19 protein-coding genes, 12 tRNA genes and 1 pseudogene are annotated in these 21539 nt (G+C 65.8%); 8 read left to right on the top strand and 24 right to left on the bottom strand.

The annotated features are described in order from the left end of the window. Positions 1–10: 10 nt before the first annotated feature. From DCO49_RS11885 to DCO49_RS11830, 12 genes are all read right to left on the bottom strand, one after another. Positions 11–87, bottom strand: a tRNA-Asp gene (locus tag DCO49_RS11885). 29 nt (positions 88–116) lie between these two features. Continuing rightward, positions 117–193 (bottom strand) — tRNA-Asp (locus tag DCO49_RS11880). Between the two features lie 31 nt (positions 194–224). Then, positions 225–301, bottom strand: a tRNA-Asp gene (locus DCO49_RS11875). A gap of 81 nt (positions 302–382) precedes the next feature. Next, positions 383–459 (bottom strand) — tRNA-Asp (locus tag DCO49_RS11870). A gap of 79 nt (positions 460–538) precedes the next feature. After that, positions 539–615 (bottom strand) — tRNA-Asp (locus DCO49_RS11865). A 26-nt stretch (positions 616–641) separates the two neighbouring features. Then, positions 642–716 (bottom strand) — tRNA-Val (locus tag DCO49_RS11860). Between the two features lie 11 nt (positions 717–727). Further along, positions 728–1000 carry an HU family DNA-binding protein gene (locus tag DCO49_RS11855; RefSeq protein WP_004146343.1) on the bottom strand — a complete coding sequence of 91 codons (273 nt, stop codon included), beginning with the start codon at positions 998–1000 and terminating at the stop codon, positions 728–730. 219 nt (positions 1001–1219) lie between these two features. Beyond that, positions 1220–3670, bottom strand: coding sequence for an endopeptidase La (lon, locus tag DCO49_RS11850; protein WP_116864202.1), 2451 nt, complete (start codon positions 3668–3670; stop codon positions 1220–1222). A 142-nt stretch (positions 3671–3812) separates the two neighbouring features. Continuing rightward, positions 3813–5102 (bottom strand): ATP-dependent Clp protease ATP-binding subunit ClpX, encoded by a 1290-nt coding sequence (gene clpX, locus DCO49_RS11845; protein ID WP_108758290.1) that lies wholly within the window; start codon positions 5100–5102, stop codon positions 3813–3815. A gap of 126 nt (positions 5103–5228) precedes the next feature. Next, entirely contained in the window at positions 5229–5855 is a 627-nt protein-coding gene (clpP, locus tag DCO49_RS11840; protein WP_079220811.1) for an ATP-dependent Clp endopeptidase proteolytic subunit ClpP, read from the bottom strand. A gap of 76 nt (positions 5856–5931) precedes the next feature. Then, positions 5932–7227, bottom strand: a complete 1296-nt coding sequence (gene tig, locus DCO49_RS11835) for a trigger factor (RefSeq protein ID WP_116864201.1) — start codon at positions 7225–7227, stop codon at positions 5932–5934. A 189-nt stretch (positions 7228–7416) separates the two neighbouring features. Next, positions 7417–7501: transfer RNA gene (locus DCO49_RS11830), tRNA-Leu, on the bottom strand. A 122-nt stretch (positions 7502–7623) separates the two neighbouring features. Between DCO49_RS11830 and DCO49_RS20550 the strand changes: the two genes are divergently transcribed. Beyond that, entirely contained in the window at positions 7624–7839 is a 216-nt protein-coding gene (locus DCO49_RS20550) for a hypothetical protein (protein WP_243402728.1), read from the top strand. After that, a complete protein-coding gene (locus DCO49_RS11825) occupies positions 7800–8105 on the top strand; it encodes a DUF2306 domain-containing protein (RefSeq protein WP_343126027.1) in 306 nt (101 codons plus the stop codon). The genes DCO49_RS20550 and DCO49_RS11825 overlap by 40 nt, the downstream gene beginning before the upstream one ends. A 21-nt stretch (positions 8106–8126) precedes the next feature. On the opposite strand, the gene DCO49_RS11820 is transcribed toward DCO49_RS11825, so the two are convergent. The 6 genes from DCO49_RS11820 to DCO49_RS11795 form a co-directional block, all read right to left on the bottom strand. After that, the gene (locus tag DCO49_RS11820) at positions 8127–8429 is read right to left on the bottom strand and encodes a hypothetical protein (protein WP_133249425.1); all 303 of its coding nucleotides are present in this window, start codon (positions 8427–8429) and stop codon (positions 8127–8129) included. A gap of 273 nt (positions 8430–8702) precedes the next feature. Continuing rightward, positions 8703–8778, bottom strand: a tRNA-Lys gene (locus DCO49_RS11815). Between the two features lie 139 nt (positions 8779–8917). Further along, a tRNA-Lys gene (locus DCO49_RS11810) sits at positions 8918–8993 on the bottom strand. Between the two features lie 79 nt (positions 8994–9072). Continuing rightward, positions 9073–9149 (bottom strand) — tRNA-His (locus DCO49_RS11805). Positions 9150–9322: 173 nt separating this feature from the next. Continuing rightward, positions 9323–9399 (bottom strand) — tRNA-Arg (locus DCO49_RS11800). Positions 9400–9436: 37 nt separating this feature from the next. Then, positions 9437–9513, bottom strand: a tRNA-Pro gene (locus tag DCO49_RS11795). Between the two features lie 180 nt (positions 9514–9693). Here DCO49_RS11795 and DCO49_RS11790 point away from each other — a divergent pair. Together DCO49_RS11790 and DCO49_RS11785 are read left to right on the top strand one after the other, a co-directional pair. Continuing rightward, positions 9694–10452 (top strand): Bax inhibitor-1/YccA family protein, encoded by a 759-nt coding sequence (locus tag DCO49_RS11790; RefSeq protein ID WP_159097476.1) that lies wholly within the window; start codon positions 9694–9696, stop codon positions 10450–10452. A 179-nt stretch (positions 10453–10631) separates the two neighbouring features. Then, positions 10632–11252, top strand: coding sequence for a flavin reductase family protein (locus tag DCO49_RS11785; protein WP_108767896.1), 621 nt, complete (start codon positions 10632–10634; stop codon positions 11250–11252). A 3-nt stretch (positions 11253–11255) separates the two neighbouring features. On the opposite strand, the gene DCO49_RS11780 is transcribed toward DCO49_RS11785, so the two are convergent. The 6 genes and pseudogenes from DCO49_RS11780 to grxC form a co-directional block, all read right to left on the bottom strand. Next, positions 11256–12005, bottom strand: coding sequence for a sulfite exporter TauE/SafE family protein (locus DCO49_RS11780; protein ID WP_116864197.1), 750 nt, complete (start codon positions 12003–12005; stop codon positions 11256–11258). 25 nt (positions 12006–12030) lie between these two features. Further along, positions 12031–12453 (bottom strand): annotated as a pseudogene (locus tag DCO49_RS11775) (LysR substrate-binding domain-containing protein); the annotation flags it as partial. A 172-nt stretch (positions 12454–12625) separates the two neighbouring features. Continuing rightward, complete coding sequence (locus DCO49_RS11770; RefSeq protein WP_116864196.1) at positions 12626–13036, bottom strand: hypothetical protein; 411 nt, start codon at positions 13034–13036, stop codon at positions 12626–12628. A 132-nt stretch (positions 13037–13168) separates the two neighbouring features. Next, the gene (locus DCO49_RS11765; RefSeq protein ID WP_108767891.1) at positions 13169–14173 is read right to left on the bottom strand and encodes an isocitrate dehydrogenase; all 1005 of its coding nucleotides are present in this window, start codon (positions 14171–14173) and stop codon (positions 13169–13171) included. A 314-nt stretch (positions 14174–14487) separates the two neighbouring features. After that, positions 14488–14880, bottom strand: coding sequence for a carboxymuconolactone decarboxylase family protein (locus DCO49_RS11760; RefSeq protein WP_053519434.1), 393 nt, complete (start codon positions 14878–14880; stop codon positions 14488–14490). Further along, positions 14877–15167, bottom strand: coding sequence for a glutaredoxin 3 (gene grxC, locus DCO49_RS11755; RefSeq protein WP_108770618.1), 291 nt, complete (start codon positions 15165–15167; stop codon positions 14877–14879). The genes DCO49_RS11760 and grxC overlap by 4 nt, the downstream gene beginning before the upstream one ends. An 88-nt stretch (positions 15168–15255) precedes the next feature. On the opposite strand from grxC, the gene DCO49_RS11750 reads away from it, so the two are divergent. From DCO49_RS11750 to ppk1, 4 genes are all read left to right on the top strand, one after another. After that, complete coding sequence (locus DCO49_RS11750; protein ID WP_207776482.1) at positions 15256–16956, top strand: M48 family metalloprotease; 1701 nt, start codon at positions 15256–15258, stop codon at positions 16954–16956. Between the two features lie 116 nt (positions 16957–17072). After that, positions 17073–17762, top strand: a complete 690-nt coding sequence (phoB, locus tag DCO49_RS11745) for a phosphate regulon transcriptional regulator PhoB (RefSeq protein ID WP_108767888.1) — start codon at positions 17073–17075, stop codon at positions 17760–17762. Between the two features lie 104 nt (positions 17763–17866). Beyond that, positions 17867–19198 carry a phosphate regulon sensor histidine kinase PhoR gene (phoR, locus tag DCO49_RS11740; protein ID WP_116864194.1) on the top strand — a complete coding sequence of 444 codons (1332 nt, stop codon included), beginning with the start codon at positions 17867–17869 and terminating at the stop codon, positions 19196–19198. Between the two features lie 4 nt (positions 19199–19202). Continuing rightward, the gene (gene ppk1 / locus DCO49_RS11735) at positions 19203–21290 is read left to right on the top strand and encodes a polyphosphate kinase 1 (protein WP_116864193.1); all 2088 of its coding nucleotides are present in this window, start codon (positions 19203–19205) and stop codon (positions 21288–21290) included. Positions 21291–21539: the final 249 nt, after the last annotated feature.

Genomic DNA, 21539 nt, shown 5'->3' with positions numbered 1-21539 from the left:
CGAACTCTGCTGGCGGAGCGGACGGGACTCGAACCCGCGACCTCCGGCGTGACAGGCCAGCATTCTAACCAGCTGAACTACCGCTCCACATGGGCAGAACTTGTTGGGATCTGGGATGGCGGAGCGGACGGGACTCGAACCCGCGACCTCCGGCGTGACAGGCCAGCATTCTAACCAGCTGAACTACCGCTCCACAGCACTTCCAGATACCCCTGCTTGCAACTTGGCGGAGCGGACGGGACTCGAACCCGCGACCTCCGGCGTGACAGGCCAGCATTCTAACCAGCTGAACTACCGCTCCACGTTTGCTGCAAACTCTTCTGTCTCCCCCGGCCGAGGCCGGTTGAAACAAGGCGCCCGGTTGCCCGGAAGCCTTTGAAACTGGCGGAGCGGACGGGACTCGAACCCGCGACCTCCGGCGTGACAGGCCAGCATTCTAACCAGCTGAACTACCGCTCCAGTTGTGTTGCTGTTTTCCCGCAGGGCGAACCCTTGAAGAAAACAAAGCCCCCAGTCGCCCGGGGGCCTAGCGTCAAAGTGGCGGAGCGGACGGGACTCGAACCCGCGACCTCCGGCGTGACAGGCCAGCATTCTAACCAGCTGAACTACCGCTCCACACTTGAACTTTTACTGCGGTGCTGTGGTGGGTGCTGAGGGTTTCGAACCCCCGACCCTCTCCGTGTAAAGGAGACGCTCTACCGCTGAGCTAAGCACCCCAGCGAGCCGCTTAGTTTACAGCATCCTTCAGGGCCTTACCAGCCTTGAACGACGGATTCTTCGAAGCAGCGATCTTGATGGTGTCGCCGGTCTTCGGGTTGCGGCCGGTGCGGGCAGCACGGTCGCGGACCTGGAAGGTACCGAAGCCAACCAGGGTGACCGCATCGCCGTCCTTCAGCGCCTTGGTGACGGCAGCAACGACGGCATCGACAGCGCGGCTGGACTCGGCCTTGGTCAGGTCGGCGGCTTCAGCAACGGCATCGATCAATTCGGTCTTGTTCATTCTGTACAACTCCTTTGGCGGTGGGTTCCGCTTATTCGACAGGGGAGCAACCGCACGCGATGCGCGCACGGCCGCCATGTGGAAACTGTTCGCCGAATTCAGTGATCGCCAGACTGCGATCACTCATTCGCGGGTGCTGCTTTTATACCAGCGCCCCTACCCCCACGCAAGGTGGAAAGCCAGCAACGACGCGGGTTTCAGGCATTTCGACAGCGCGCGTCAATGCTTGACGCGCGCGTTTCCACTCGGTTTGGCCTTGCTGCGCACCGTGACGCGCTGCGCACTCTTGCGCGCCTTCTTCGGTGCCAGCGGACGCTCCAGCGCCAGGTCCAGCACTTCCTCGATGTACTTCACCGGCACGATCTGCAGATCACGGGTGACATTGGCCGGGATGTCGGCCAGGTCCTTGCGGTTCTCCTCGGGGATGATGACCGTACGGATACCGCCACGCAGTGCCGCCAGCAGCTTTTCCTTCAGGCCACCGATGGCGGTGACGCGACCGCGCAGGGTGATCTCACCGGTCATCGCCACGTCGGCACGCACCGGCACCTTGCTCAGCATCGACACCAGCGAGGTGACCATCGCCGCGCCGGCACTGGGGCCGTCCTTCGGCGTGGCGCCATCGGGCACGTGCACGTGCACGTCGTGCTTCTGCAGGAATTCCGCATCGATGCCGAAACCGACAGCACGCGATCGCACCACCGACAACGCCGCCGACGCCGATTCCTTCATCACGTTACCGAGCTGGCCGGTCAGGATCAGCTGGCCCTTGCCCGGCACCAGGGTCGATTCGATCTGCAGCAGATCGCCACCCACTTCGGTCCAGGCCAGGCCGGTGACAAGGCCAATCTCGTTGGCTTCCTCGGCGCGGCCGAAGTCGAAGCGACGCACGCCCAGGTATTTGTCCAGGTTCTTGCTGGTGACGCTGACCAGGGCCTTGGACTTCTTCGCGCCCTTCTTCGCCTTGACCGGCTGCGGGCCGGCCAGTGCGATTTCCTTTACCACCTTGCGGCAGATCTTGGCGATCTCGCGCTCCAGGTTGCGCACGCCGGATTCGCGCGTGTAGTAGCGCACGATGTCCTGGATGGCGTCGCTGCCGATTTCCAGTTCTTCCGGCTTCAGGCCATTGGCCTTGATCTGCTTCGGCGACAGGTAACGGGTAGCGATGTTGAGCTTCTCATCCTCGGTGTAGCCGGGGATGCGGATCACTTCCATGCGGTCCAGCAGCGGGCCCGGGATGTTGAGCGAGTTGGAGGTCGCCACGAACATCACTTCGGACAGGTCCAGATCCACTTCCAGGTAGTGGTCGTTGAACGCGTTGTTCTGCTCCGGATCGAGCACTTCCAGCAGCGCCGAGGACGGATCGCCACGGAAGTCCATCGACATCTTGTCGATCTCATCGAGCACGAACAGCGCGTTCTTGCTGCCGACCTTGTTGAGGTTCTGCACGATGCGGCCCGGCATCGAACCGACGTAGGTGCGGCGGTGGCCACGGATCTCGGCCTCGTCGCGCACGCCGCCCAGCGACATGCGCACGAACTTGCGGTTGGTGGCCTTGGCGATGGACTGACCCAGCGAGGTCTTGCCCACGCCCGGCGGACCGACCAGGCACAGGATCGGGCCCTTCATCTGCTTCACGCGCGACTGCACCGCCAGGTATTCCAGGATGCGGTCCTTGACCTTGTCCAGGCCGTAGTGGTCGGCGTCCAGGGTGTCCTGCGCGACCTTCAGATCCTTGCGCACCTTGGTGCGCTTCTTCCATGGCACGCCCAGCAGCCACTCCAGGTAGTTGCGCACGACCGCCGCTTCGGCCGACATCGGCGACATCTGCTTGAGCTTGTTCAGCTCGTTGCGCGCCTTGGCTTCCACCGGCTTGGGCATGCCGGCTTCGGCGATCTTGCGGGCCAGCTCTTCCAGCTCGCCCGGCGCGTCGTCGAGGTCACCCAGTTCTTTCTGGATGGCCTTCATCTGTTCGTTGAGGTAGTACTCGCGCTGGCTCTTTTCCATCTGCGACTTCACGCGGCCGCGGATGCGCTTTTCCATCTGCTGCACGTCGATCTCGCCGTCGACCAGGCCGACCAGCATCTCCAGGCGCTCGCCCACGGCCAGCGTTTCCAGCAGGCGCTGCTTGTCGGCCAAGCGCACGCTGATGTGCGCGGCGATGGTGTCGGCCAGGCGTGCCGGCTCGTCGATGCCGGCCAGGGTCTGCAGCAGCTCCGGCGGCAGCTTGCGGTTGGTCTTGACGTACTGCTCGAACAGCGACATCAGCGAGCGGGCGATGGCTTCGATCTCGCGCGGCTCGCGCGGGTCGGCCGCGTCGATCTCCACGGCCTGGCCGTGCAGCGAGCCATCACGCTCGTCGACGTGGGTGATCTGCACGCGCGACAGCCCTTCGACCAGCACCTTGATGGTGCCGTCGGGCAGCTTCAGCAGCTGCAGCACCTGCGCCAGCGTACCGACCTGGTAGAGGTCGGCCGCCTGCGGGTCGTCGGTCTCGGCCGACTTCTGCGCCAGCAGCAGGATGCGCTTGTCTGCCTCCATTGCCTGTTCGAGCGCGTGCATGGACTTGTCACGGCCGACAAACAGCGGGATGACCATGTGCGGGAACACCACTACGTCGCGCAGCGGCAGGACCGGCAGGTCGAGGGTCTCACTTGGGGAACGGGCCATGGGGGCTCCAGGGAAGGGGAAAACCGTCTCCGGGAGGGCATCTTCCGGAGACAAAAAAAGCCGATGGCCCCGTTATGGGGCCATCGGCTTTCAGATGCAAGGCGTTCGTTGAAAATCCTTTCAAATCAAAAAGTTGAAAGGATCACTCGGCGCCTGCGGCCTTCTGTTCAGGGGCCGCCGGGGTCTGGTAGATCAGGTACGGCTCGGACTTGTGCTCGATCACCGATTCATCCACGACCACCTTGCTGACGTTTTCCTGCGAGGGAAGGTCGTACATGGTGTCCAGCAGGACCGATTCGACGATGGTACGCAGGCCACGGGCGCCGGTCTTGCGCTTGAGCGCCTTCCTGGCAATGGCCGACAGCGCGTCCGGACGGAACTCGAGCTCGACGTTCTCCATCTCGAACAGCTTCTTGAACTGCTTGGTGATGGCGTTCTTCGGCTCGGTCAGGATCTTGATCAGGGCCGGCTCGTCCAGCTCCTCCAGGGTCGCCACCACCGGCAGGCGGCCGACGAATTCGGGGATCAGCCCGAACTTGATCAGGTCTTCCGGCTCGACTTCAGCCAGCACCTTGCCCACTTCCACCTTGCGCTCGGCACTCTTCACCTTGGCGCCGAAGCCGATGCCGCCGGCGTCGTTGGAACGCTGCTGGATCACCTTGTCCAGGCCGGCAAACGCGCCGCCACAGATGAACAGGATGTTCTTGGTGTCCACCTGCAGGAATTCCTGCTGCGGGTGCTTGCGGCCGCCCTGCGGCGGAACGCTGGCCACGGTGCCTTCGATCAGCTTCAGCAGGGCCTGCTGGACGCCTTCGCCGGACACATCGCGGGTGATCGACGGGTTCTCGCTCTTGCGCGAGATCTTGTCGATTTCATCGATGTAGACGATGCCCTGCTGTGCCTTCTCGACGTCGTAGTCGCACTTCTGCAGCAGCTTCTGGATGATGTTCTCCACGTCCTCGCCCACGTAACCGGCTTCGGTCAGCGTGGTGGCGTCGGCCATGGTGAACGGCACGTTGAGCAGGCGGGCCAGGGTTTCGGCCAGCAGCGTCTTGCCCGAGCCGGTCGGGCCGACCAGCAGGATGTTCGACTTGGCCAGCTCGACCTCATCGTTCTTCTGCCGGCTCTCGATCCGCTTGTAGTGGTTGTAGACGGCCACGGCCAGGGTGCGCTTGGCCCGGTTCTGGCCAATCACGTACTGGTCGAGCACCTCGAGGATCTCGCGCGGCTTGGGCAGCGAACTGCGCGCCGACTGCGCCTTTTCCTCGAGTTCTTCACGGATGATGTCGTTGCACAGCTCCACGCATTCATCGCAGATGAACACGCTCGGACCCGCAATAAGCTTGCGCACTTCATGCTGGCTCTTTCCGCAGAAAGAGCAGTAGAGGATCTTGCCGGTGTCCGTGGAACGACCTTGGCGGTCTTCGCTCATGCTTCGCTTACCCAGTTACCCCACCCGCTGAACGGGGGTTCGATTCGAGAATAGCACAGGGCCGGAGGGACACCAGTCCCGGTCCGACCCTGCAGGAACGGGGCCTCCCTGGCCCCGTGTGGCCGATCAACCGGCCTGGATCGACTCTTCCGGACGACGCTCCAGCACTTGGTCGACCAGGCCATAGGCCACCGAGTCGACCGCGCTCTTGAAGTTGTCGCGCTCGGTGTCGCGGGCGATCGTCTCCAGCGACTGGCCGGTGTGCTTGGCCAGCACTTCGTTCAGGCGCGAACGCAGGGTCAGGATTTCACGGGCATGGATGTCGATGTCCGTGGCTTGGCCCTGGAAGCCGCCCAGCGGCTGGTGGATCATCACGCGCGAGTTCGGCAGCGCATAACGCTTGCCGGCAGCACCCGAGGCCAGCAGCAGGGCGCCCATCGAGGCGGCCTGGCCGACGCAGATGGTGCTCACGTCCGGCTTGATGTACTGCATGGTGTCGTAGATCGCCATGCCGGCGGTGACCACGCCACCCGGCGAGTTGATGTAAATGCTGATGTCCTTTTCCGGGTTTTCCGCTTCCAGGAACAGCAGCTGCGCCACCACCACGTTGGCCATGTGATCGTCGATCGGGCCCACGAGGAAGATCAGGCGCTCCTTCAACAGGCGCGAATAGATGTCGTAGGCACGCTCGCCGCGGCTGGTCTGCTCGACCACCATGGGAACCATGTTCAGGGCTTTGGTCCGGTTGTCCATTTCGTGAGGTACCTGTCTTGGGGGGAAACACCCCCGCGCCGGTGCAGGCGCGGGGTATGGGGAGATCCGCCTCGTATTACTGGCGGATCGCGTCCTGGAACGACAGCTTTTCTTCGGTGTGCTGGGCGCGCTCGGCGATCCAGTCGATCACCTGCTCTTCCATCACACGGTTCTGCAGACCAGACATCAGCTGGGGGTCGTTGCGGTACATCTCAATGACCTGTTCCGGCTCTTCGTAGGTCGAAGCGATCAGACGCATCGTTTCATTCAGGCGCTTGGGTTCCAGGCGCAGGTCGTTGGTGCGGGCCACTTCGCCCACCACCAGGCCGACCAGCACACGCTTGGCGGCCGCGTCCTTGAAGCCTTCGTGGGCATCGGCCGGGACGTCACCGACGTTCTGGCCGTTGCGGCGGGCCTGCTCGACCTGCTGGGCCAGCATGGCGCGGGCTTCGTTCTCGACCAGGCGCGGCGGCATTTCCACCGACGAATAGGCGGCGATCAGCTGCTCGCCCACTTCGCGGCGCAGGCGGTTCATCAGGGCGCCCTTCAGCTCGCGCTCCAGGTTGGCGCGGATGTCGCTGCGGAACTGCTCGACGTCACCCCCCTTCACGCCGAAGCTCTTGATGAAGGCCTCATCGACGGCCGGCACGACCGGCTCGGACACCTCGACGACCTTGACGGTGACCTGCACGGTCTTGCCGGCCAGCACCGGCACGCGCCAGTCAGCCGGGAACTCGACGTCCAGGGTCTTCTCTTCGCCCTTGGCCAGGCCGACCAGGCCCTTTTCGATGGTTTCGAACATCATGCCCTGGCCGAGCACGATCGAACCCTTCTCAGTGCCTTCGGCCGGCAGGCGCTCTTCGCCGGCCTGCGACCAGGTTTCCAGCGCGACCAGGTCGCCGTCCTGCGCGCCACGGGTGACCGGGGCCCAGGTACGACGCTGGTTCTGCAGGTTCTCGATCATCTGGTCGATGTCGGCGTCGGTGATCTCAGCGGTGTGACGCACCACGGTCAGCTTGCTGACGTCGATGTCGCCGAAGTCCGGCACCACTTCCACGGTGGCGACGAAGGAGAATTCACCCTCTTCGCCCTTGTCGATGCGCGGGCTGCCGACGATGCGCAGGTCGTGCTCACGCACGGCGGCATCGAAGGTTTCGCGCAGCAGGCCGTCCAGCGCCTCGCCACGGACCTGCGCGCCGAAGCGCTGCTCGATCACCTTGGCCGGCACCTTGCCCGGGCGGAAGCCCTTGATGCGGGTGGTACGGGCGATTTCGCCCAGGCGCCCGTTGATGTGGCTCTGCAGACGGTCTTCCGGCAGCGAGAAGCTCAGGCGGCGTTCCAGGTTGCCGATGGTTTCGATCGAAGCTTGCATGTTGACTCCTGCCACCGGTGGCCCACGCCCCCGGCTCGATGATTGGGATGAAACGGTTGTAAGGACACGACGTCTGGGACGCGCCTGCTTGCCGCAGCCCTTTAGTTTCGCCCAATTCGGCCTGCACTGCCAGCGCGTGGCGGTCAAGGGTCCGTCGGCGGCCCGATCAGGGCGGAGACAGGCCGGCACTGGTGCGAAAGGGGGGACTCGAACCCCCACGCCTTGCGACACTGGAACCTAAATCCAGGGCGTCTACCAATTCCGCCACTTTCGCGTGGCCGGCACAGGGGTTCATTGTCGCAGGCGGGACTGGAAAGCGAAAGGCATGACAAAGCTGAATGCGAATTCCCTCGCATATCGCGCAGGCTCACGGGATTGCCCCGGCGGGACGTCCCGATGGAGCACATCAGCACCGCCCCGCCCTCCCCGCGCACCTCGAGCGCCGGGTGGAAGGCCGCCTTCTGGCTGTTGGGCCTGGCCGTGGCCGGCCACTTTCTGTGGGTTACCGCGCAACGCTATGTGCAGGTGACGCCGGAGGCCTACGGCATGTTCTGGGACCGGCGCAGCTGGTTGTGGCTGCACGTTTTGCCGCCACCGGTCTTGCCTGGCTGATCACTTCATTGCGCGGCTACCGCACGATCCGCCACGGCGAGGTCGACGCACATCGGCGCTGGATGCTGCGCAGCTATCTGGTGACGCTCTCTCCTGCAGTGTTTCGCCTGTTCCTGCTGGTACCGGCACTGATGCAGCTGGCATCGCCGCTGGTGATGGTACCCAGCCTGCTGGTGTTGAGCTGGGGGCTGCCACTGCTTGTCTACGAAAGCGGACGAAGCCTGCGCAACCTTCGCACGTCGTTCGCAAGGGCCCGGATGGTCTGAACCACACCGGGCCCGACAGGCTCAGTGCGCGGGTTCGGCCGGCTGCGCGGGCTCGGCCGCCGATGGCGGATCGGATGCATCGACCTTGCGCAGCTGCATCGAGGATCCATCGTCCGCGCGGGTGATTTCAACCGCCTCGGTCGTTCCAACGTTCTCCGAGGGCATGGCCGGCTGCGCCGCCACGCTGGCCGTATCGGCATCACGCGGTACGGTCTGCGCGTGGTCGTCGCTGGCTGCAGGCGGCTCAGCAGGCTTACACCCCACCAATGCGAGCAGCAGCACGCCGGACACGATCAGCCCTGCATTCCTGTTCGTTGCAATCATCAAGTCTCACTCCACATGCATGCGCTTCTCGCGCGGAACATCCATTGGGAGTGATGCGAAGCGCCGCCGGTGAGATGCAGCGCACAGCACTGAAAACACTGATGACGCATGTAACACAGTTTTAAGCATCGCTTCAGTAGATCCGCGCCATGCGTAGATATGACGCGCCGATTGATCGGTAGATCCACGCCATGCGTGGATGCGTCCCGATCACGCGAACCGCCCGATCGCAGGCAAGAAAAAAGCCACTTGGCGGACCAAGTGGCTTTCGTCTGGTGGGCTGTCAAGGATTCGAACCTTGGACCTATTGATTAAGAGTCAACTGCTCTACCAACTGAGCTAACAGCCCGAAATCGGGGCGCGAATTATGACCCCATCCGCCTGGGGGATGCAAGCACTTCGTTCAACTATCGTCGACGTCGGCGCTGCTCCGGGTACCGCACTAGCTGAAGAAAAAAGCCACCTGGCATACCAGGTGGCTTCCGTCTTGGTGGGCTGTCAAGGATTCGAACCTTGGACCTATTGATTAAGAGTCAACTGCTCTACCAACTGAGCTAACAGCCCGTGAAACTCATACGCACATTGTAGCGTGCATTCTGTTTATTGCAATACCGTGTCGGCGTTGCCGATGCGGTTGAAACAGTGGGGTGGCTGAGGGGATTCGAACCCCCGACCACCGGAATCACAATCCGGTACTCTAACCAACTGAGCTACAGCCACCACTGAAACGTTTGCTTCATCGCCGATCTTCTGGCGCTGGAGCCTGATGCGTTGCCCGAGGACCTTCACCGAAGTTCGTGTCCGCCGAAGCGAGTCCGACATTCTGGTGGAGTCTTCGTGCTTTTGCAAGCACTTCTTCACGTCCGTCAGCATTGCCCTGCATGTCGTGCCAATGGCGCGCCCGACAGGAATCGAACCTGTAACCGCCGGCTTAGAAGGCCGGTGCTCTATCCAGTTGAGCTACGGGCGCCCGAACCGGAACGGCGTCCAATCCGACGTAGTGGGATTGGTCGGGGTAGAGGGATTCGAACCCCCGACATCCTGCTCCCAAAGCAGGCGCGCTACCAGACTGCGCTATACCCCGGTGTTGCAATCCCCTCGGGCAGGGCCCGGGGAGCTGGTCATTGTGAACAAGCGCAGCGCAGCCTGTCAACGCGGCGGGCCTGCCGGCGCAGCCCTGCCACACCACCGTACGCCGCCATCGGCTATGCTCCCTGCAGTCGGCCGGATGGCCGTAACCCCATCTTTCGCACGGAGATTTCGCATGCGCAGCGGCAACCCGGCTCTTTCCGAGTCGACTTTCCTCGACCTGGCCAGCGGCTCGGTGGTGACCCACCCCGACCAGGCGATGACCCTCAACGGCACCGTCAACAAGACCGGCATCCTGTTGCTGCTGACCGTGCTGACCGCCGCCTTCGCCTGGAACCAGTCGATCAACGACTACGGCCAGGTGATGGCCAGCGCCAAGCTGTACGCCATGGGCGGCGCGATCGGCGGCCTGGTGCTGGCGCTGATCACCATCTTCAAGAAGGAATGGTCGCCGGTCACCGCGCCGATGTACGCGCTGGTGGAAGGCCTGTTCCTGGGCGCCATCTCGGCCGTGTTCAACATGAAGTTCCCGGGCATCGTGTTCCAGGCAGTGCTGCTGACCTTCGGCACCCTGTTCGCCCTGCTGTTCGCCTACCGCAGCGGCCTGATCAAGGCCACCGAGAACTTCAAGCTGGGCGTCGTCGCCGCCACCGGCGGCATCGCCCTGCTCTACCTGGCCTCGTTCGTGCTGGGCTTCTTCAACATCAACGTGCCGATGATCCATGACGCCAGCTGGCTGGGCATCGCCTTCAGCCTGTTCGTGGTGGTGGTGGCCGCGCTGAACCTGGTGCTGGATTTCGACTTCATCGAAACCGGCGTGGCCCAGCGCGCACCGAAGTACATGGAGTGGTATGGCGCATTCGGCCTGATGGTGACCCTGGTCTGGCTGTACGTGGAGTTCCTGCGCCTGCTGTCGAAGATCCAGCAGCGCTGAGCCCGATCAAGCTGCAATCGACAAGCCGCGATCCGCGAGGGTCGCGGCTTTTTCGTAAACCGGAGAGGCGGTAGAGCCAAGCCCATGCTCGGCCGCTCTTGGCGTAAAAAGCAGCCGAGCATGGGCTCGGCTCTACAGAAAGCAGTCGAGCACGCTCGACCCTACGGAACCCCCACCCCATGCCCGACACCTTCCACAGCTACCGCCCCGCCGACGGCCACCGCCTGCCGCACGACCCGTTCAACGCCATCATCGGCCCGCGCCCGATCGGCTGGATCTCCAGCTGCGCCGCCGACGGCGCCCTGAACCTGGCGCCCTACAGCTTCTTCAACGCCTTCAACTACACCCCGCCGATCATCGGCTTCTCCAGCCAGGGGCGGAAAGACTCGCTGCACAACATCGAGGCCACCGGCGAATTCGTCTGGAACCTGGCCACGTTCGACCTGGCCGAGGCGATGAACGAAAGCTGCCGCGCGGTCGCGCCGGAGGTCGATGAGTTCAGCCTGGCCGGACTGACACCGCTGGCGTCCACCCAGGTGCGCCCGCCGCGCGTGGCACAGAGCCCGGTCAGCATGGAATGCCGCTGCACCCAGATCGTGCGCCTGCGCGATGCCGCCGGCCAGGACACCAACGGCTGGCTGGTGCTGGGCGAGGTAGTGGCGGTGCATATCGATGCGCGGCTGCTGGTCGATGGCATTTACGACACCGCTGCGGCCGACCCGATCCTGCGCGGTGGCGGCCCGGCCGATTATTTCCGGGTCAGCGCCGAACAGCGCTTCCGCATGTTCCGCCCGGCCTGAGCCTCAACGCGACAGCAGCACCGGCAGCGCCGAGCACAGCAGGGCGATGCCGGAGGCGGTCAGCAGGCCCAGCACGATCTGCCGGAAGCGCGCTTCACTGATGCCGATGTACAGGCGCGCGCCCAGCAGGGTCGGCAACAGCATGGCCGGGGCCACGATGGCGAAGTACGGCAGCATCTGCCGGGTGATCATGCCGTTGCCGACATAGGTGGCCATGGTCACCGCCAGCATGGCCAGGTTGAAGTTCTGGATGACCGCGCGCTGCTCGTCCTTGGCGAAGCCGCGTAGCGTGCTCCACAGCGTCGGCACCGGCCCGGCAAAGCCACCGATGCCACTGAGCACGCCGCCGGCCATACCCGCCACGGCGTCGCCAATGCGGCCGCCCACCGTGATCGGCGGCAGCCGGCGCACCCTCAGCATCACCGGGCACCACACCGCCAGAAACCCACCCAGCAAGGCCTTGAACCAGGCCATGTCCAGCTGCGGCAGCACCAGCACGCCCAGCGGAATGCCGGCCAGGCCACCCACCACGAACGGCAGCAGCAGGCGCAGGTTGAAGCCGCGGCGCACGGTGAACACCGCCAGCAGCTGCCCGGTCAGCGCACCGAACACCGACAGCGCAGCGGCCAACCGCGGATCCAGCCCCCAGGCCCAGAAGGACATTGCCACCATGCCGAATGCGAATCCGGAAAGGCCCTGCACGAAGCCGGCGACGATCGCACCGACCGCCACCAGCAGATAGACCGGATCCATCACGCTCCTCGTTGCCATGGCGTGGCTAGCCTGCCCCGCCCGTCCGCCCAGCGTAGTGCGTGGCCAGGTGATCGACCAGCGCGCGCACCTTCGGCGCCAGTGCACGCGCACGCGGGTACAGCGCGAAGTAGCGACGTTGCCCGCCCTTCCAGGCCGGCAGCACGCGGGTCAGGCGACCGCTGCGCAGGTCCTCCTGCACGGTCAACGCAGTAAACAGACTGATGCCTATGCCCGCCATTACCGCCGCATGCAGCGCGGGCGTGGCATCCACGCGCAGGCGCTGGCCGGCCTCGATGCTGGCGGTGGCGCCGCGCGGCCCCTGCCACGGCGCACCGGCCCCGGTCGGGCTGAAGCCCAGCAGCGTGTGCTGCTGCAGGTTGGTGACCTGCCGCGGCAGGCCGTGCCGGGCCAGGTACGCGGCGGCGGCCATCCCGATCAGGCTGGCCAGGCCGAAGGCGGAAAGGTTCATGGGGCGACTCCTGTGCGGTGGGAAGGGGGCACAGGATGCGGAGCGGATGGCGCACGAACCAGCCGTGCAACAACACATGATCTGTGCAGAAAACGCACTGTAGGGTCGAGCCATGCTCGACTGGCCTTGCGTAGTCGAGCACGGCTCGACCCTACGAGGGCACCTTGACCCCATTGAGCCGCACGATCATCGCGTGGTCGCGCCCCAGCACCACTTCGGCGGTATTGCTTCCCGCGCGCACGGCATGTGCGAGGCCCGCCGGATACTTCACCGGCACGCCAGCCAGCGTCTGCACATGTTGGGCCGGAGGGGACCTGCCCCTGACAACAAACGCCGCGCAGCTGCCTTCGAGCAGATACACCGGCAACCCCGCCGGAAACTCGATCAACTGCAGGAGGCGCGCCTCGCTCTCGCGCAGGCTGCGGAGAGGCACCCCATGCCTGCGCAGGTGGCGCAGCGCACGCTGGGCGCGGGACCACGGCCAGTACAAGGTGGCGTAGATCGCCACGCCGATGGCATAGACGGCAACGGCCGCCACGACCCACACGGCCGCCTCAGGCATCTGCAAACATCCTGTCGGTGAAAACCCGCGGTTGAAAACGCAGACGGGCCGTACAAGGACGGCCCGTCTTCAACGCTGTGCCTCCCCGGCTGGACGTCGCCCAGGGCGATCTCCAGCGGGAGCGCCGGCCGCTTACAGGCGGCTGGCGATGGCCTGGGCGAAGCTCATGGTGGTACCGGTGCCGCCGAGGTCGCCGGTCAGCGAATCCTTGGCTTCCATGGTGGCCACGATGGCCTTGCGCAGGCGCTCGGCGTTTTCCGGCTGGCCGACATGGTCCAGCATCTGTGCAGCTGCCAGCAGCAGCGCGCACGGGTTGGCCTTGCCCTGGCCGGCGATGTCCGGCGCGGTGCCGTGCACGGCTTCGAAGATCGCCGCGTCCTTGCCGATGTTGGCACCCGGGGCCAGGCCCAGGCCGCCGACGAGGCCGGCGCACAGGTCGGAGATGATGTCGCCGAACAGATTGGTGGTCACGATCACGTCGAACTGTTCCGGACGCATTACCAGCTGCATGCAGCAGTTGTCGACGATCATTTCCTGGAACTCGATGTCCGGGTACTGCGCGGCCACTTCACGGGCGACGTTCAGGAACAGGCCCGAGGTCGACTTGATGATGTTGGCCTTGTGCACGGCGGTGACCTTCTTGCGGCCGACGCTGCGGGCCAGCTCGAAGGCGTAGCGCACGATGCGCTCGGAGCCCTTGCGGGTGATGCGGGTGCCGGAGAAGGCGGTCTCGCCGTCAGCCGAGACTTCCTGGCCTTCGGCCAGGTACGCACCTTCGGTGTTCTCACGAACGGTGATCAGGTCGACGTTGTTGAAACGCGACTTGGTGTTCGGGAAGGTGTGGGCCGGACGCACGTTGGCGTACAGGTCGAAGTGGCGGCGCAGGCTGACGTTGATCGAGGTGAAGCCACCACCGACCGGGGTGGTCAGCGGGCTCTTCAGCGCGACCTTGTTGCGCGCGATCGATTCCAGGGTCACTGCCGGCATCAGGTCGCCGTGCTTTTCCAGGGCCACCAGGCCGGCGTCCGCATCTTCGTACTCCAGGCCAGCGTTGAGCTGGTCGAGGACGAACAGGGTGGCGTCCATGATTTCCGGGCCGATGCCGTCGCCGCGGATGACCGTAATTTTCTGCGTCATTGATCGATGTTCCGAACAGGGGGGAATACGCCGTCCGGACGTGCCCGGAAACGCCGGCGCTAAGGAAGTTTCACCCGCAATTATGCCTGAGCCGGGGCCGAGGTCCCAAATAGACCATGGTCCCACTCCCCGGCTCAGGCAGAATTGCCCGCGCATTTCTCCTTATCCCCGCGCCTTCGGCGCGCCCCCTTGAACAACAAGGGGGCTCCTGGGCTGCTGGATCGCGCGGAAGGCCCCGGCGCGCGTCCGGTGGCGCCGGGCCATGCCCGGCGGCCGTTTGTTCAGGTATCGGCCGGGCATGGCCCGGCGCTACCTCAGTGCTCGTGCGCTTCCGGAGCGGCGGCGCCGCCTTCGAGCTGGTCGAGGAAGTCGACCGCGCGCCGCAGGTGCGGGATCACGATGGAGCCGCCGACCACCAGGCCGACCGAGAAGGTCTCGAAGAACTCTTCACGGGTCACCCCGGCTTCCTTGCACTGGGCCACGTGGTAGCTGATGCAGTCGTCGCAGCGCAGCACCATCGAGGCCACCAGGCCCAGCAGCTCCTTGGTCTTCACGTCCAGCGCGCCGGCCTGGTAGGTCTGCGTGTCCAGCGCGAAAAAGCGCCGCACCACCTGGTTCGGCTCACCCAGAATGCGTTCGTTCATGCGCTTGCGGAACGCGGTGAATTCGGCGATGCGGTCCTTGCTGCCGTCGTCGGCCGCGCTCATGCCTGGCCCTGCCCGGCCAGCAGCGGCTCGAGCTTGCCTTCACGATGCAGGGCCATCATGTCGTCGTAGCCACCGACATGGACGTCACCGACGAAGATCTGCGGCACGCTGGTGCGGCGGGTCAGGGACATCATCTTCTCGCGCTCGACCGGATCCAGGTCGATGCGGACCTCGGTCCACTGCTGGCCCTTGCTCTTGAGGAAGTTCTTGGCCGCCACGCAGTAAGGGCAGACGGCGGTGGAATAGATGGTGATGGCGGGCGAGGCGCCAGCGGGCTGGTCTGTCACGGGAAACTCCACGATGGATCGACGGTCCATATATGGTACCGGTGTGCTGGAATTTCCACGCCACGACCGCAACACTGTGGATTAACGAATGGTTGCCCCCTGCTCTGCCACGCTTGGCGCGCCCCGCCCGAGGACCTCCCGCTTGCGAGCCCTGCTGCTGACTACCGCCGTCACTCTGGCCCTGGCCATGCCGCTGGCCCAGGCCCAGGAGAAGCTGCCGGACATCGGGTCGTCGGCCGGCGAACTGCTGACCCCGGCCCGGCAGGCCGAGTACGGCGCGATGATGCTGCGCGAGCTGCGCAACTACGGCTACCTGCTGGACGACCCGCTGGTCAACGACTGGCTGCAGACCATGGGCACCCGGCTGGGCTCCAACAGCGACCAGCCGCGCCAGTCCTACACGTTCTTCGTGATGAAGGACCGCCAGATCAACGCCTTTGCCACCCTCGGCGGCTACATCGGGGTCAACGCCGGCCTGGTGCTGACGGCCGAGCGCGAGGACGAGGTGGCGGCGGTGCTGTCCCATGAAATCGCCCACGTCACCCAGCAGCACGTGCTGCGCGGGGTCGAGCGGGCCCAGCGCGACCAGATCCCGATCCTGCTGGGCATGCTGGCGGCAGTGGTGGCCGCCCAGGCCAGCAACAGCTCCTCCTCCGGCAACGCGACCATGGCCGCGATCAGCTCCGGCATGGGCCTGATGCAGCAGCGGCAGATCAACTACACCCGGTCCAACGAATCAGAGGCCGACCGTCTGGGCATCCGCACCCTGTCGCGCAGCGGCTACGACGTGGACGCCATGGCTGGCTTCTTCGAACGGATGTCGGCCGCCATGCGCGGCAACGACGGCGGCTACCAGGCCCCCGACTTCCTGCAGACCCACCCGGTCAACACCACCCGCATCAGCGAGGCCAAGGCCCGCGCCCAGCAGATGAAGAAGGACACGGTGCTGTTGACCACCAGCACCCCCAGCGGCGAGCGCAAGGAGCGGGTCAACCCGGCCGACCCCAGCCTGGGCGAGCCGCTGCTGCGCGGCAGCAACCCGCTGCTGCCCAGCAGCGTGCTGCGCCTGCCGATCGGCCAGCTCAGCCGCGGCGCCAGCGGTGACTTCGACTGGGCCCGCGAGCGCCTGCGGGTGCTCAGCGCCGACACTACGCCGGAGCTGGAACGCGAGTACGCCGACCTGGCCCGGCGCCAGAAGGACGGCCTGACCGACGCCCAGCGCTATGGCCAGGCCCTGGCCGCCATGCGCGGCGGCCGCGCCGGCGCCAACCAGGCCCGGCAGGCCCTGGCCAGCCTGCTGCAGACCCATCCGGACAGCCTGTTCGTGGCCCTGGCCCTGGGCGAGGCGGAATCCCGTGCCGGCCAGCCGGTCCAGGCCAACGCCCGCTTCGAACAGCTGCTGCGCGAACACCCCAACAGCCGCCCGGTGGCACTGACCTACGCCGAAATCCTGAATGAACAGGGCGGACGCGAGGCCGGCCAGCGCGCCCAGGCGATGCTGCGGCCCTTGCTGTCGCAAAGCGGTAACGATCCGGTTTTCCAGCAGCGCTACGCCCGTGCCAGCGAACTGGCCGGGGACAGCGTACGGGCCAGCGAGGCCTATGCCGAGGCAGCCTTCCTCGGTGGCCGCCCGGAGCAGGCGCTGATGCAGCTGCAGGCGCTCAAGCGCAATCCCGAGCTGGACTATGTCGGCCGCGCGCGGGTGGATGCGCGCATCGAGACCATCACTCCCACCGTGCTGGAGCTGCGCCGCCAGGGCGTGCAGGACCCGGAGTTGGACCGGCGCTGAGCGACGCATGACCGGGGGATGGCAATCGGCGCCGATCCCGGGCAGGCAGTCACAAACATGTCATCAAACCGTAGTCTACTGGCACCACTCCAGTAACCGAGCCCTACGGTATCCTCGTGCAGAAACGCATCCTGATCGTCGATGACGAGCCCGCGATCCGCGAAATGGTCGCCTTCGCCCTCCGCAAGGGCGATTACGAACCCGTCCACGCCGGCGATGCCCGCGAGGCCCAGACCGCGATCGCCGACCGCGTCCCCGACCTGATCCTGCTGGACTGGATGCTGCCCGGCACCAGTGGCCTGGACCTGGCCCGTCGCTGGCGCAAGGAAACCCTGACCCGCGAAGTGCCGATCATCATGCTGACCGCGCGCGGCGAAGAGAACGATCGCGTCGGTGGCCTCGAAGCCGGTGTCGACGACTACGTGGTCAAGCCGTTCTCGGCCCGCGAACTGCTGGCCCGCATCCGCGCGGTCATGCGCCGCGCCCGTGACGACGACGAAGACGGCAGCGTGGCCGTCGGCCCGATCCGCATCGACGGCGCCGCCCACCGCGTGTTCGCCAACGAACAGCCGGTGCCGATCGGCCCGACCGAATACCGCCTGCTGCACTTCTTCATGACCCACCCCGAGCGCGTCTACACCCGCGCCCAGCTGCTGGACCATGTGTGGGGCGGCAGCGTGTACGTGGAAGAACGCACCATCGACGTGCACATCCGCCGTCTGCGCAAGACGCTGGAACCGTTCAACGCCGAGAACATGGTGCAGACCGTGCGCGGCGCCGGTTACCGCTTCTCCAACGCGACCTGAGCCTCGTCGTGCCGGCACCGCGCACCCGCGGGTGCCGGTGTCGGCAACTCTGCTATAACCCTCGGTTCACCGCGTGAACCGCCGCCTCCAACGACGAGACCGCAATGCCCCGCCACATCCGCTCCGCCTGGTTGAAGACGCTGGCCTCCGTGGCAGCGGTATTGGTGCTGGCCGGCGTGGTCGGATGGCTCAGTGGGCATCTGTGGCTGTGCATCGCGCTGGCCGCATTGGCCACGCTGACCTGGCATTACTGGCGCCTGCGCCGCGTGCTGCGGCGGCTGACCGCGCGCCAGCGCTGGGAAACCGCCGAGGAAGGTACCGGCGTTTGGAACGAGCTGGACCGCCTGCTGTACCGCAACCAGGTGGAAATGCGCGTGCGCAAACGCCGCCTGCTGGACATGCTGCGCAGCTACCGCGCCGCCGCTGCCGCCCTGCCCGATGCGGTGGTGGTGCTGGACCGCAACAGCCAGCGCGTGCAGTGGTTCAACGAAGCGGCCACCGCCCTGCTCGGCCTGCACCACCCCGGTGACCTCGGCGAAGCTCTGGTCGAACGCCTGCAGCCGATGCCGCTGGCCCACTGGCTGGCCGGCGGCCGCAATGCCGAACCGATCCTCGACGCGCCCTCGCCGGTGGACCCCGCGATCCGCCTGAACCTGCGCCTGATCCCCTATTCCAACGATTACTGGCTGCTGATCGCCCGCGACGTCAGCAAGCTGCTGCGCCTGGAACAGGTGCGCCGCGACTTCGTCGCCAACGTGTCGCACGAACTGCGCACGCCGCTGACCGTGGTGCATGGCTACCTGGACATGATGGATCCGGAAGACTTCCCCGGCACCGGCCCGATGCTGGAAGAAATGCGCAAGCAGAGCCAGCGCATGGCCCAGCTGGTGGAAGACCTGCTGACCCTGTCGCGGCTGGAATCTCAGGAACACAGCGAAGCGGAGACCGTGGCCATGCAGCCGATGCTGGCCACCCTGCGCCGCGAAGCCGAGGCGCACAGCCAGGGCCGCCACCAGATCAGCATCGACGACCTGGCCGGCGTGGACCTGCTGGGCTCGACCAAGGAACTGCACAGCGCGTTCTCCAACCTGGTCACCAACGCCGTGCGCTACACCCCGGCTGATGGCCGCATCGCGGTGGAGTTCCGCCGCGAGGGCGATGGCGCCGTACTGGCCGTGCGTGACAGCGGCTACGGCATTCCCGCCACCCACCTGCCGCGCCTGACCGAACGTTTCTACCGGGTGTCCAGCAGCCGCTCGCGCGAGAGCGGTGGCACCGGCCTGGGCCTGTCCATCGTCAAGCACATCCTCGGCCTGCACCATGCACGGCTAGAGATCGAAAGCGAAGTGGGCAAGGGCTCGGTGTTCTCCTGTCATTTCGATGCCGACCACGTGCGCCCGCGCGAGTCCGCCCCCCTGACCTCCATCGAAGAATGAAGCCATGAGCAGCCTCGGATCCCTCCCCCTCCCCGTGAGCCCGGACAACGATCCGCTGCGTGACCCGGCGCTCTACATCAACCGCGAACTGTCCCAGCTGGATTTCAACTTCCGCGTGCTGGCACAGGCGATGGACCCGCAGGTGCCGCTGCTGGAGCGCCTGCGCTTCATGTGCATCTCCTGCACCAACCTCGACGAGTTCTTCGAAATCCGCGCCGCGGCCGTGCGCCACGCGCAGGAATTCGGCCTGCCGCCGGCCCCGGACGGCATGAGCCCGCAGACCATCCTCAACGCCATCCATGACCGCGCCGCCGAACTGGTGGACCAGCAGTACCGCTGCTGGAACGAGACGCTGCGCCCGGCGCTGGCCGAGGCCGGCATCGGCGTGCTCGGCCGTCACTCGTGGAACCACCGGCAGAAGCGCTGGCTGCGTGCGTATTTCCGCAACGAGATCATGCCGGTGCTGTCGCCGCTGGGCCTGGACCCGGTGCATCCGTTCCCGAAGATCCTCAACAAGTCGCTGAACATCGTCGTCGTGCTGAAGGGCACCGATGCGTTCGGCCGCGCCGGCCACCTGGCCATCGTGCGCGCACCGCGTTCGCTGCCGCGCATCATCCAGCTGCCGGAAAGCCTGGGCGGCGGGCAGAACTTCGTGTTCCTGTCCTCGGTGCTGTCGGCCTTCGTCGACGAGCTGTTCCCGGGCCTGGAAGTCCAGGGTGCCTACCAGTTCCGCGTCACGCGCAATTCCGAGCTGGTGGTGGACGAGGAAGAAGTGGAGAACCTGGCGCTGGCCCTGCGCGATGAACTGGTCGACCGCGGCTACCGCCCGGCGGTGCGCCTGGAGATCGCCGAGGACACGCCGAAGGACATCGTGCGTACCCTGCTGCAGAACTTCGGCCTGACCGAAAACGCGGTGTACCGCATCGACGGCCCGGTCAACCTCAACCGCATCATCCAGCTGTACGACCTGGTACCGCAGCCGGACCTGAAGTACCCGCCGATGAATCCGCGCACCCTGCGCGACAGCGACGGCATCTTCGAGATCGCCCGGCGCCAGGACCTGCTGCTGCACCACCCGTTCGATGCCTTCACCGCCGTGCTGGACCTGATCAAGCAGGCCGCGGTGGACCCGAACGTGCTGGCGATCAAGCAGACCCTGTACCGCACCGGCAAGGATTCGCTGATCGTCGATGCGCTGATCCAGGCCGCTCGCAACGGCAAGGACGTGACGGTGGTGGTCGAGCTGCGCGCGCGCTTTGACGAAGAAGCCAACCTGGGCCTGGCCGACCGCCTGCAGGAAGCTGGCGTGCAGGTGGTGTACGGCGTGGTCGGCTTCAAGACCCACGCCAAGATGCTGCTGATCGTGCGCCGCGAAGGCCGCAAGCTGCGCCGCTACGTGCACCTGGGCACCGGCAACTACCACAGCGGTACCGCCCGCGCGTACACCGACATCAGCCTGATCACTGCCGATGCGGACATCGGCAATGACGTGCACCTGCTGTTCCAGCAGCTGTCCGGGCTGGCCTCGAAGATGAAGCTGAAGCGCCTGCTGCAGTCGCCCTTCACCCTGCACACCGGCATCCTCGCCCGCATCGAGCGCGAGACGCGCATCGCTGCAGCCGGTCGTCCGGCGCGCATCATCGCCAAGATGAACGCGCTGAACGAACCGCAGGTGGTGCGCGCGCTGTACGCGGCCTCGCAGGCCGGCGTGCAGATCGACCTGATCATCCGTGGCGCCTGCACCCTGCGCCCGGGCGTGCCGGGCGTGTCGGACAACATCCGCGTGCGCTCGATCGTCGGCCGCTTCCTGGAGCACAGCCGCGTGTACTGGTTCGGCAACGACGGCGCCCCGGAGCTGTACTGCGCCAGCGCCGACTGGCTGGAACGCAACCTGCTGCGCCGCGTCGAGACCTGCTTCCCGATCCTCGACCCGGACCTGGCCAAGCGCGTGTACCGCGAAGTGCTGCAGAACTACCTGGACGACAACCTCAACGCCTGGGAACTGGATGCCGACGGCATCTACCACAAGCGCGCCCCGGCCCACGACGAAGCGCCGCATTCGGCGCAGATGGCGCTGATGCAGGGCCTCTGATCCGGTAGGTGCCGACCGTTGGTCGGCACAACGCGGCCACGCGGAATCACCGGGGTCAGAGCCCGTTGCGCAGCAATGGGATGCGACCCCGTGCTCCGGCAGACCGCAGGAAACTGTCGAAGGCGGGGTGGGTCCGGTGGCAGGGGTGTGAGCCGCATGGATGCGGCGACCAAGCCCCCATGGACGGGTTTACGGCGTCCCCTGCCACCGGACCCAGCCCGCCATCCCACGGAAAGCCAGCTTTTGAAG

This window comes from Stenotrophomonas sp. SPM, assembly GCF_003105135.1.
Classification (GTDB): Bacteria; Pseudomonadota; Gammaproteobacteria; order Xanthomonadales; family Xanthomonadaceae; genus Stenotrophomonas.
This window is presented reverse-complemented; position numbering and strand designations above follow the sequence as displayed.